Here is a 12720-nt window from a genome sequence, read left to right as displayed (position 1 = left end):
TTAATTGTTCACAACAAATACTTTTTCTAGCCTGATATCTTCTGAAGAACTCCCGATCATCACCTTAAATTTCCCCGGCTCTACTGTCCAGTTCATATTTTTATCCAACAATGCCAGATCATCTGGCTTAAGCACAAAATTTACAGTTTGCTTTTCACCAGGGTTCAACCTGATACGTTCAAAACCACGAAGATCAAAATCGTAAGTAGTCACACTGCTTACAAAATCCTTTACATAGAGTTGAACCACTTCATCACCCATTAGTTTACCCCTATTGGTAATATCTACAGAAACATGAATATCAGCACCGGCATAAATAGAATCTTTATCCAACCTTAAATTACTATATTCAAATTTGGTATAACTTAGGCCATATCCAAAAGGATATAAAGCCCCATTAACACTCGTCTTACCATAACCATTCGGACCACTGGAAGGCTGTCCGGCTTGAGAAGCGGGTTTAAAAGGAAAATTATATTCAATTTGCCCTACAGATTTAGGAAAAGTAACAGACAGTTTTCCTCCCGGATTGTTATCGCCAAAAAGCGTTTCGGCAATAACCTTACCACTTTGTGGGCCGGGAAACCAGGCTTGCAAAATAGCAGGTAAATATCTATTTTCCCAATTGATGGTTAATGGCTGCCCATTTATGCCAACCATAACCACTGGTTTACCTGTTGCATACAGCGCCTGTAAAAGCTGCAATTGCCGCCCCGGCAATCCCAAGCCGGTTCTCGACAAGCTTTCACCAACACGCTTTTCATCCTCACCCACTACAGCAATAATGACATCGGCCAATATTGCCTTTGATACCGCTTTCTCTATTCCGGCTTGTTCTTCAGCGGTTAAAGGACTGGCAATGATTTCGCTTTCCGGCCAATTGGCATCCGCGATATCGCAGCCTTTTTCATAGGCTACCGAAGCATGGCCCTTTAGGTACTGTTTTATACCTTCAAACACAGAGGTCACGGGATTATTTGAAGGCCCATAACGGCTTGTTGCATAATTTTCTTCCGTTGCCAGAGGGCCTGTAACCAATACATTTTTCAGTTTATGTTTGTCAAGTGGTAATAAGTCACCTGTATTTTTCAGCAAAACCATCGCCTGCCTGTTTATCTCCATGGCAAACTCTTCATCCTTTTGGGTGTGCACAACTTTGTCCGCAGCCTTAGGATCCTGAACATAAGGTTGATCAAAAAGTCCAAGTCTAAATTTGACCCTAAGTACACTTGCTACCCTTTCGTCCAGTGTTTTCATTGATACCTGGCCTTCCTTCACCAAGGCCCTTAACGGTAAAATATAATCGTCAGGATTTGTAAAATTAGTCCTTACATCAAGACCAGCTTCGACGGCCTGTTTAACAGCCCCTTTATAGTCAGACACCACATTGTGCTTGGTGAAAATATATTCAACGGCTTCACTATCCGAAACCACATAACCATTGAAGCCGAATTTCTGACGCAGTAACTCTGTCAAAAAAAAATGGCTCCCGGTTATCGGTACTCCATCCCAATCGTTATAACTGCTCATTACCCCCATCGGCGCGGCTTCTTTAATCACCTTCATAAACGGATACAAATAAAGCTGGTACATTTCACGTGGTGCCACGTGCGGATCAGTACGGGCATCTCCATCACGCCCGCCTTTAGGAACGCTATAAACTGCATAGTGTTTCAGTGTGGAAGCCACACCCTGATCCTGTATGCCCAAGACCATCTCCTTACCCAGTGCCGCAATGTGAAATGGGTTTTCTCCATAACATTCCACTACCCGTCCCCACCTGGGGTCACGGGCCGGATCTAAAATCGGCGCATACACATTTGTATAACCTAGTGCTTTCGCCTCGCGCCCTGCAATTGCCCCTGCCTGATAAACCAATGCTTTGTTCCAGGTACTTCCAATCGCAATAGGCGATGGCAAAGGGGTCGCCCGGTCGTGGTTCAGCCCATGAATCCCCTCATTCGTAAAATCAACGGGGATACCCAGACGAGTTTCCTCAATAAACCACTTTTGAACCTGGTTAATCGCTTCAGCATGTTTACTAAATGGATAAGAATAGGCGGTCTTGGATTTCGGGTGATAAGCCAGACCATTCAAATGCTCATCTATATTCGCGATCCCATCTTTCCATATTTTATGCTTCCATTCCGGTGTTGGAAGCTCATCCTTTAAAACCCTTCCGTAACCATATAAAGTGGCCGTCTGGCAGGTTTTTTCTTCCAAACTCATCAACGACAACAACTGCTGCACACGCTTTTCCACAGGTTGCAGAGGATCTTCAAATACATCCTTTCTGCCATTTTTATCAAAATCAATCCAGCCTTTGTGATAAATAGAGGTATTTGTTTTTTGAGCAAAAGCTGAGATGCTACATACGAAAAAGGGGAATACCAGATAATAAAAAATGAGCTTAAGGTTCATGTAAAGTATAATTGTAATTGTTAATATGAGGATGGTATATCCAGGTACAAGCCATCGTAAAAAGTAAAAAAAGCCGGCTTTTTAGCATAATTCAAATCAAATAAACAAGCCGCATCCACCTGCGTACTACCATTGTAAGTTAACCAGGAATCCTCATCCCCGACATTCCAAAATGTAATGCCCCAACGCTGGTTTGCAGGTACATATTTGCGGTATAACATGGCAACATCTTTATATTTCTGCTTTTGAATATCCAGTACAGCAGCAGAAAAAGGCAATCCTGGTTTATTCAAACCCAGATCCAGTTCAGACATGTGTACCAACAGACCTGTAGATTTCATTTTTATAAGCGCCATTTTAACATTTGTCATGGAGGTATTTACATTGATGTGGAACTGCATGCCTATACCATCAATAATAGGTTTTCCATTTACCTTAATTTCTTTTAGCGCCATAACCAGCTTATAAATAGAATCCAGCTTTTTTGCGGAGTAATCATGTCCGTAATCATTGTAAAAAAGCTTCAATTCTGTATCTCCCCTGGCTTCCGCAACCTGACGGGCATAAGTAAATGCTTTTTCTACATAGGATTTACCAATCGTTCTATACCAGATGCTACCCTTGTCCTCGCCATTAACAATATCTTTTGCAGCACGGTAATTGCCATTGTCATCAAGTGCTTCATTTACTACATCCCATGATTTCATGAGTGGTTTTCCCCCATTATCTTTATAGATAGATGAAGGGTTATCGTAATTAGCGACCACATTTCTAATATGCCTGCTCATAATAGAATCCATCTTTTGGGATCTTGTAGTCCCAGCGGGCAGACTTGCCGTTTCCCAGTTTTTTACCCACTGGGGCAAACCGCGGTGCCACAAAAGCGTATGTCCATGAATACGTTTTTTTCCGAAATTAAGCGCCAGGTTTTCAATGGTTTTGTCCGAAAAGTTAAAGTTCCCTTCCTGAGGTTGTAAGCTTGTCATTTTCATGGCATTTTCTGCCGTCAGACTATTGTAATGCTTTTTCACCAAATCACAATAGCTCCCTCCCTGGGCCAATAAATTGATGTTCACCCCGGCGCCGATCATCACGTTTGGATTGGCAGACTGCAAAACTTTTCCCGTGTCGGCCAATGTTCCAGTCTGCGAGGCTTCATATTCTGGATTATGATCAATAGCATGAACCTTAAAAGGTTCTTTAGCGCAGTTTAAATAAAGTACTCCCGGTAATAACAGAGAAAGTATATAATTTTTCATCAATGTATTTATTGTTCAATTGTCCTCAATCTGCTAAATTCAAATTGAGGACAATGAGGTGTGCATTTCCCGATTAAGGGTTTGGAATTATTTTAGGATTTAACTGGATCTCTTTAAGTGGTATCGGAAAAAGCTTATTATTGGCGCCAATGCTGATTACCGTCGTTCCAATCTTAATTTGATCTGCTATAAAATGTGCGTTCATTACTTGCACAGCACGATCTGTCCTTACCAGGTCGAACCAGCGGTGGCCCTCCATATTTAATTCCAGTTTACGCTCTGTTTCAATCGCTGTTCTTAAGCTGGCAGGGTTTAATATTTGTGCAGCTGTCAGGTCACCCGTGGTGTTACCATAAGCACGGCGACGTACTAAATTCACGTAATCTTTTGCAATTGCAGGACCGTTGATTTCATTTTCAGCTTCAGCATACATCAATAGCACATCGGCATAACGGATCACGATCCAGTCATTGTCGGCATCTAAACCTATCGACATCTGATCATCTACATACTTTTTAGAATAATAAGTGGTTACCGCATTTTCATTGGTAACCGCAAGTGGAAATCGTCCAAAGGAGGCATCCCTGCGTTTATCCAATGATGTTGTTAAAGCAGTTGCGGGATTTGATGGCAACACTTTTGGATACTCGTTAAACAAACTTTTACGCGGGGTATTAAAGCCATTTGAACCGCCTACTTTCGCTATTGCCGATCCACTTTCAGTAGGTGCAAACCAGTTGAAAAATGCACTTCCGGTGCCCAGCCCGGTTTTACTATAGCGTACTGAAAATATAATTTCCTTGTTCAGTTCATTAGAGATGCTAAATACATCAGCAAAGTTGGGCAGCAGATCGTATCCATATGGATTGGATCCTACAGGAAGCAACTCTGCTAGTTTTGCTTTACACAGGTCAAACTTCCTTTGGTTAAGATATACTTTACCCAACAATGCCTTTGCCGCGCCACGCGTAGCTCTTCCAAGTCCGGAGGTTGGTGTTGTTGCCGCAGGATAGGAAATTGGAAGTCCAGTAGTTGCACTTTCCGCATCTTTAAGATCCTGTTCTATCAATGCATACACATTAGCCTCAGTTTCCCTTCCATACGCCAAAGCCTCGTTTACTGTTTTCAGTTCTTTTGTGATTAATGGAACACCGCCCCAAATCCGAACGGCATTGAAATAAGTTAAGGCACGTATAAATTTAACTTCAGCCTTATACCTGTCTTTCAAAGCCTGGTCCATTGTTACTGCATCTATCCTGTCAAGGATGGTATTACAACGGGCAATGCACTTGTACATTGACCTCCACATGGACAGTAGGTTTACGTTTTCAGGTGCAGTGATAAAGAATTCAAAATCACCTATCCCCGCTCCTGTTGATACTGAAGTACTGTTATCAGAAGCTACATCGCCAAAAATATACAATCCGGTTCCTCCGGTAGCACTTCTGCCATATATATCCTGCAGCGAAGCATATGCACCGTTTACAGCCAGGTTAATGCCATTCGCATCTTTATATAAATCCTCCGAAAATACGCGTGTAGGATCATTCAAGTCCAAAAAACCTTTATTACATGAGCTCACAGCAATCAGTAATAAAATTGATAATGCCAGATATTTTTTCATAAAAAACTCCTTTTCTTTTATACGTTAAAAACCTACGTTTAATCCCAATGAGAATGTTCTAGCTACAGGATAAGTCCCCTGATCTACTCCAAATCTTGGCTGACTGGCGCCATACCAAACGTTCACTTCCGGATTGTACCCGAAATAATCTGTGAAGGTATATAGGTTTTCGCCGGTCAAATACACCCTGGCATTGCTCAGTTTAATATTTTTAAGAAATGCTGTAGGTATGGAATAAGCCAGGGTTACATTTCTTACCCGTAAGAATGAGCCATCAAAAATATTACGGGAAGAAGCTACCTGAACCGAGGAAAGAATGGTTGTATTTGCCCGCGGCGTCATTCCATCACCCGGCTCTTCAGGAGAACGCCATCGGTTTACAGCATTGGAGCGTACGTTAAATGATCCATTATAAGTGTTGACATACCGATCAGACGCATTAAATATTTTATTACCGGATACACCTTGCAGCAAAAAGCTCAGTTCAAACTGCTTATAGTTAAACCTATTGGTTATACCATAGGTAAATTTAGGCAGTGGGCTTCCGATATTGGTGATATCACTTGCATCGATCTTACCATCGCCGTTAACATCGTCGTACTTGATATCACCTGGATTTGAGCCCCCTGATACCCATTTCGGACTGGCGGCCACATCAGCTGCATCTTTATAAACCCCAATCTGTCGATAACCGTAAAAACTGCTCATTGATTCACCAGGAACCAAACGGATTGCATTGTCATATCCAAAAGCAGCCTGGTAGCCCAAAAATGCACCATCATCAGATAAGGACAATACTTTGTTCCTGGCAAACGCAATGTTCAGATCAGTAGTCCATTTCAATTTGCCAGTCAGGTTACTCGTTTTCAAAGCCAGCTCCAGCCCGTTATTCCTCACTTCACCTACATTGCTTAAAATTGAAGTAGCAAAACCCATGGTTAAGGGAACATCTTTAGCAAAAAGTAAATCGCTGGTAATACGGCGGTATACATCCGCAGTTAAATAAACACGATCTTTAAAAAGGCCGATTTCTACCCCAAAGTCAACCTGTTTGTTGGTTTCCCAGGTAAGGTCCTTATTTTCAAAGGCACTTGGAGAAAAACCAAATGTTTGCGTTCCTGCATTTGAACCAAAGATATAGTTAACCTGCTGAGCATAACTTTGCCAGGAATAATCTCCAATATTATTGTTCCCTGTTACACCATAACTCGCCCTAACCTTTAATTCACTGATATAAGGATGATCTTTTAAAAACGGTTCCTCACCTACTCTCCAGGCGGCCGAAAAAGCAGGAAACACCGCATATTTATTATTTGAGCCAAAACGGGATGAACCATCTGAACGTATAGAGGCAGAGAACAAATACCGGTCTTTATAGCTATAATTCGCCCTTCCAAATGCGGAGACCAGGGAATTATCACTATAAGAGACGGTACCTAATATCACACCTGAAGCATTCGGATACTCTACAATGGAATTGGTTATGGTACCATTCTGGCCAAACTGACTCCCTTCATTGTACGTATTTTTCTGCAGGGAATATCCTGCGAGTAACGACAGATTATGGTCTTTACCAATAATCTTGTTATAAGACAAGGTATTTTCTGATACCCAATTGTAATTGGTTCCGGTGGTAATCCTCGACCTGATATTTCCGATTAAAGGATTAGATAAATTTGCCAAGGGTGCATTATCAGACATTAGTGTAGCTGGCACATACCATTTACGGTTGGTCTGCAGCGCTTCGAACCCAAAGCTTGTTTTAAACTTCAAGCCTTTTATAATTTCATAGGTTAACCCGAGGCTAGATAAAATACGACCTACAGAAGTCCTGTCTTTATATAGATCAAGAACAGCAAGCGGATTAAAAGGGTTCCCGTTAAAAACCTGTGTAGCTGCTGACTGGATAGCCTGAATATTTGAATAGTCGCCATTTGCAAACCTGACAGGCAATGTTGGAGGCTGCAACAGCGCACTTAACACAGTACCACCAACTCCTGATGGATTGGTTCCAATCCCATTGATTGTAGCATTATTTAAACCACCGCCTGTTGCCGTCTGATCGTTTATGGTATACGAAGGAGCAACATTAAAGCTGAGTGACAGCTTTTTGCTCAATTCGGCATCAATATTTGCCCTTAAGGTATACCTGTTAAAATTTGTGGCTTTAATAATCCCTTCCTGAGTATAGTAAGAACCCGTAATGTTGAATTTAAATTTATCGCTTCCTCCTGAGGCAGAGAGTGCATAGTTCCCTTGCATACCTGTTCTGAATATCTGGTCCTGCCAGTTGGTATTTGCGTTGGTATTTTGATTATTAGGGTCGCTATAGGTAGTGGGTATTGTTTTCCCGCCATTCTTAAATGCATCTGTCAGGTAATCGATATACTCGTCTCTGGATAAAACATCTGTTTGTTTGGCTACATTTTGAAAACCTGTACTGGAAGTAAAATTGAACTTGGTAAGTCCAGAAACTCCCTTTTTGGTGGTTACAATAATGATCCCGTTTCCTCCTCTGGATCCATAAATTGCTGCCGCCGCCGCATCCTTCAACACATCAATAGATTGAATGTCCGCCGGATTGATCTGGTTAAAGTTATCCGCATTGTTTAAGGGGTATCCGTCCACTACAAATAAAGGACTGTTACCGGCACTGATAGAACCGATCCCTCTTACCTGTATGATGGGTGCAGATCCAGGATCACCCGATACCTGTGCAATATTCACACCTGCAACCTGGCCAGCCAGAGCTTCCGCTGGTGTGGCAACCAGTCTGTCTTCGATCTGCTTTGCAGTTACCGAACTGATAGCGGTTGACAACAACTTCTTTTTCTGTTCGCCGTAACCAACGATAACCACATCACTTAAGGTTGTGATGTCATCTTTTAAAGTAACATTTATTATACTGCTTGTGGCCGCCCGTTCTTCAGTCACAAAACTAACGTAGCTAAAAACAAGTACAGCCTGCTTATTGGGTGCCGTGATGGTATAGGCACCAGATGTATTGGTGACGGTTCCCGTTTTTGAATCTTTTACCTTTACTGCTACCCCCACCAGAGGGCTGCCTTTCAAATCGGTAACAATACCTTTTACTGTTATATTCTGTGCGTAGGCACCAGTAAAAAGCATAAATAATAAAATGAGTAACAGGTACAATTTTTTCATACGCTTGAAATTTATAAATGGTTTAGACAAATCTGCGCATCAACACTTCAAAAGCCGGTGAAAAATGGTTTTTTTAAGGGGTAAAAAATGACTTATTTACTTTTAAGGGCAGATTTTCATTTAACCTCCAAGTTTGAAGGCGAAACACCATGTTGCTTTTTAAACTCTCTGCTAAAGTATTTCCGGTCATTAAAACCAACCAATGAAGCGACTTCATTTACACTCAGTACATTTTGTTGTAGTAAAAAGGCTGCCTTTTTCAGACGCATAGATTTGATAAAATCAGATGGAGACAGATCAGTAACGGCACAGATTTTTTTATACAAAACCGTTTTGCTCATCCCCATTTCATTTCCTAAAGCAATAACCCCGAACTCCGGATTTTCCATATGGTCTTCAATAACCTGCATCAGTTTTTTAATGAACCTTTCATCAGGGGAGCTGATGGGCAAATTTTGCGGCTGTAAGGTGATTTGCTGGGCAAACTTTTTTCGCATCAATTCTCTTGATGCGAGTAAATTGTGCACATTCAATTCCAGAATTTTAGTACTAAAAGGCTTGGTCAGGTAGGTATCGGCCCCTGTCTGGAAACCATTTACCTGGTGGATATCTGCTGCTAGTGCAGTTAACAGGATCACAGGAATATGACTCGTCCTTTCATCCGTTTTTATTTTCCGACAAAACTCAAGACCATCCATAACCGGCATCATAATGTCACTGATGATCAGATCAGGGATCGTCGTGATGGCTTTCTCAAATGCCTCCGCACCGTTAACACAGGAGATGATCCGGTAACCGGGCAAAGATTCAGCAATAAAGTTCCTCAGCTCATCATTGTCTTCTGCCAACAGTATGGTATAAGCTTTATTTTGCCCTTCAAAAACGCTATAGGTAAGTACATCCATTTCTGACTGAAGCTGAAATGAGGTTACATTTTCATTATCGACCCCATTCTGTACAATGTGCACACTTTCTGATGCCTTAAGGCTGAAGGGCAATTTTACCGTAAAGCTGGTGCAACCTGCTTTGTCAGTTGTAGCAGGCCTGCTATCCACAGAGATAGAACCATTATGCAGTGCTACGATGTTTTTGGAAAGAGCCAAGCCCACCCCCGTACCGGGTTGCGATTTGTTTGGTTGTACCTGGTAAAAATTGGTAAACAGCTTATCCTGGTAGGCTAAGGGGATGCCCTTCCCATTGTCTGTGATCTTTACCGTTAAGTAAGCATCATCTTCTGTAAATATTTCCAGTTTGATGTTCCCACCCTCAGCGCTAAACTTAAAGGCATTGGAAAGGAGATTGAAAAAAACCTTCTCTAGTTGGTTCCTGTCAGCATACAGCATAATTTCTGTTTCGGCCGAAATGAACTCGTATTTGATTTCCCTGCTTTCGGCAAGCGATTGGAAAGACAGGTAAATTTCCTTTATGAACGGTACGATATTACTTTTTTGAAGATAAAGCACCATATTTCCGGTCTCTGCTTTCCTGAAATCCATCAATTCTGTAATCAGGCGCATCAATCGTTCCGCGTTATTTTTGATCTGTAAAACCTGCCCCTTCAGCATCACATCAGCTTCTGTTCGTTTATAAAGGTTTTCCAGTGGGCCCAGAATTAAAGTAAGGGGGGTACGGATTTCATGAGAAATATTGGTAAAGAAATCCAGCTTCATCTTATAAAACTCTTCCTGTCTTTCATTTTGCAGGTGTTCGTTATACAGATCCCTTTCTAACCTGGCCCTTATTTTAAAAAACTGAATAACCTTATAGGAAATAGTGCCAATGATGACCGCATACAGCAAATAGGCCCACCAGGTTTGCCACAGTGGCGGTAAGATTACAATTTCAATACTTCTTACTGCATCATTCCAGACACCATCATTGTTGGCTGCCTTTACGCTAAAAGTGTAGGAACCAGGTTCAAGATTGGTAAACCCCACCTCTTTCTTGTTACCTATAACGAACCAGTCGTCGTCCTTTTGGAGCCCAGCCATTTTATAAGCATAGGTATTCTTTCCAGGGTTGATAAAATTTAAAGCAGAGAATCTGATGGCAATGTTATTATCCGCATAAGAAAGGGTAATCTCATTTGTTTCATTTAAAGGAAGTTTTAAGGCAGAATGCGCTCCAAAATCAAGTGGTTTGTTATTTACTAAAAGCCCCCTTAGCAGTATATCAGGCTTATAACTGTTTTTAACAATCCTTTCTGGGTAAAAAGCGGTAACCCCATTCATTCCACCAAACAGAATTTCACCCGAACGGGTTTTGGTACCAGCATTAATTAAAAACTGGTTGCCCGACAACCCATTTGCTGCCGTGTAATTAGCTATCTTATAATCCGATGGTTTTAAGGGAAAATCAAAGCTGTTAAAACTGATTTGAGATAGGCCATTGCTTGTACTAACCCATAATTTACCCGAATTGTCTTCCACAATTGAGTTGATCACTTCATCAACAAGTCCGTCAACCTTTCTAATGATATAAATTTTATCTGTTTTAGTATCCAGACAGTTTAGTCCTCCGCCATCTGTTCCTATCCATAACCTTTGTCGCGAATCCTTAAAAAGGCAAAGCACATTATTGTTACCAAGGCCAACCTGGTTTTTCCTTTTAAAAAGGGTAAAAGCACCATCAGTTTTATTGTACCTGTTTAAACCATTCTGTGTGGCAATCCAAAGGTTATCCCCGTCATTCAACAAGGCATTAATATAATTATCGCCCAAACTATTTTGCGCGTTTGGGGTATTCATAAATGACTTCAGCTCCTGCCCATTGTAACCTACAAAGCGTAATCCACCTCCATTTGTTCCAACCCATAAGCCAGTCTGATCAGGAACAATTGTATTGATCAGCTTAGCACCTGTTTTGTTGTTTAAAATTTCAAGATCAAAATATTTAATTGCCTGGTTAGTGGTATTAAAAGTGCAGAGACCATCCAACGTTCCAATCCATAGGTTTCCGGGGCGATCATTGACAATGGCTTTAACCTCATTACTTAATTTCCCGTTTTTTACATCTACAACTGAATAATATTTTGCAATGCCTTTGTTCCTGTTGATGTAATTTAATCCACCCCCAAAAGTTCCAATCCACAATCCCCCTTCCTTATCTTCAACTATAGCATTGGCCAAAGGTTTATTTAAACCTACATTGTTGCCAATACGTTCTCCTATATTAGAGAAATTACCATTACCAGGGTAATATATATTTATCCCCCCTGCGTAGGTCCCAATCCAGATGTTTCCCGCCTTATCCTTCGTTAAGCTCCACACAGAATCGTCACTGATGCTACCGGGTGCTGCACTGTCGTGATTATAGTTCGAAAATGTATTTTGCTTAGCGCTGAAAATCGCCAGCCCATTCCTTGTAGCCACCCATATTTCCTTATCCTTTATTAAAATATCGTTTATCCAGTTTGAGGGTAAGCTGTTTTGATCATTTGCCTGGTGTACATACCGGGTACATTCGTTTTTCTTTGCACTATACCTAAACAACCCGCTTTCTTCTGTTCCAAACCAGATGTTTCCCTGCCCGTCCTGGTTAATCGCCACAATTTTGGAAGCAACCAGCTCTTTATTTTTAAGCAAGACTTCCGGTAAGGGAATTACTTTTTTTGTCTTGGGATCAAATCGTTTCAGACCATGTTTAATTCCGACCCAAATGGTGTTTTGATCGTCCTGAAATAAGGAAAAGGAAACACCCTGATATAAATCTTCTTCCCCTGTTTTTTGCCATAAAGAGACGTTTTCAAGGGTATGTTTTGCTTTATTAACAAACTTTAGCCCTTTAAAGGTCGACACCCAAAGTCCCCCCTGGCGATCCTCTTCAATGGCTGCAATAAAATTTTCGCCTCCTTTTCCGGTTGACATGCCAACATGAAGAAATGTCTCGGTCTCTTTATTATACAGATTAAGGCCGCCTCCTGTACCCACCCACAGTTTCCCATCACGGTCTTCATAGAGCTTGTTAATCCTGTTGTGGCTAATATTTTTATCAGTAGCATCACTTTGCCGAAAATTCCTGAATTCCACCCCATCATATCTTGATAAACCATTCCAGCTTCCGAGCCATACATAACCACTTTTATCCTGTAAAACAGATACCAGTGGACTTTGAAATAGTCCGTCTTTATAGGAAATGTGCTTAAATCTGATCGCAGTCCTTTGTGCAAAAGCAGCAGAAATGCCGTTCAGTATGATGCTGACACTGATAATTATTAAAATAACCCTAATCTTCATTATTCTATTAAGATAA

At 41.2% G+C, this 12720-nt stretch carries 5 protein-coding genes; all 5 read right to left on the bottom strand.

Features of this window, described 5'->3' with window-relative positions; translation table 11 throughout:
- Window positions 1–2421 (bottom strand): glycoside hydrolase family 3 N-terminal domain-containing protein, encoded by a 2421-nt coding sequence (locus EZ444_RS04665; RefSeq protein WP_131607557.1) that lies wholly within the window; start codon window positions 2419–2421, stop codon window positions 1–3.
- A 20-nt stretch (window positions 2422–2441) separates the two neighbouring features.
- The gene (locus tag EZ444_RS04660) at window positions 2442–3680 is read right to left on the bottom strand and encodes an endo-1,4-beta-xylanase (protein WP_131607556.1); all 1239 of its coding nucleotides are present in this window, start codon (window positions 3678–3680) and stop codon (window positions 2442–2444) included.
- 73 nt (window positions 3681–3753) lie between these two features.
- Window positions 3754–5304 carry a RagB/SusD family nutrient uptake outer membrane protein gene (locus EZ444_RS04655; RefSeq protein WP_131607555.1) on the bottom strand — a complete coding sequence of 517 codons (1551 nt, stop codon included), beginning with the start codon at window positions 5302–5304 and terminating at the stop codon, window positions 3754–3756.
- A gap of 24 nt (window positions 5305–5328) precedes the next feature.
- The gene (locus tag EZ444_RS04650) at window positions 5329–8469 is read right to left on the bottom strand and encodes a SusC/RagA family TonB-linked outer membrane protein (RefSeq protein ID WP_131607554.1); all 3141 of its coding nucleotides are present in this window, start codon (window positions 8467–8469) and stop codon (window positions 5329–5331) included.
- 116 nt (window positions 8470–8585) lie between these two features.
- Window positions 8586–12704, bottom strand: coding sequence for a hybrid sensor histidine kinase/response regulator transcription factor (locus tag EZ444_RS04645; RefSeq protein ID WP_131607553.1), 4119 nt, complete (start codon window positions 12702–12704; stop codon window positions 8586–8588).
- Window positions 12705–12720: the final 16 nt, after the last annotated feature.

It is taken from the genome of Pedobacter hiemivivus (genome assembly GCF_004331685.1).
GTDB lineage: Bacteria > Bacteroidota > Bacteroidia > Sphingobacteriales > Sphingobacteriaceae > Pedobacter > Pedobacter hiemivivus.
Note: the sequence above shows the minus strand (reverse complement) of the source record. Positions and strands in the feature narration are given on the sequence as shown.

Excerpts from the sequence above, each read along its gene's own strand:
- EZ444_RS04655 (WP_131607555.1), bottom strand. The coding sequence starts at position 5,304 with ATGAAAAAATATCTGGCATTATCAATTTTATTACTGATTGCTGTGAGC.
- EZ444_RS04645 (WP_131607553.1), bottom strand. The coding sequence starts at position 12,704 with ATGAAGATTAGGGTTATTTTAATAATTATCAGTGTCAGCATCATACTG.
- EZ444_RS04665 (WP_131607557.1), bottom strand. The coding sequence starts at position 2,421 with ATGAACCTTAAGCTCATTTTTTATTATCTGGTATTCCCCTTTTTCGTA.
- EZ444_RS04660 (WP_131607556.1), bottom strand. The coding sequence starts at position 3,680 with ATGAAAAATTATATACTTTCTCTGTTATTACCGGGAGTACTTTATTTA.
- EZ444_RS04650 (WP_131607554.1), bottom strand. The coding sequence starts at position 8,469 with ATGAAAAAATTGTACCTGTTACTCATTTTATTATTTATGCTTTTTACT.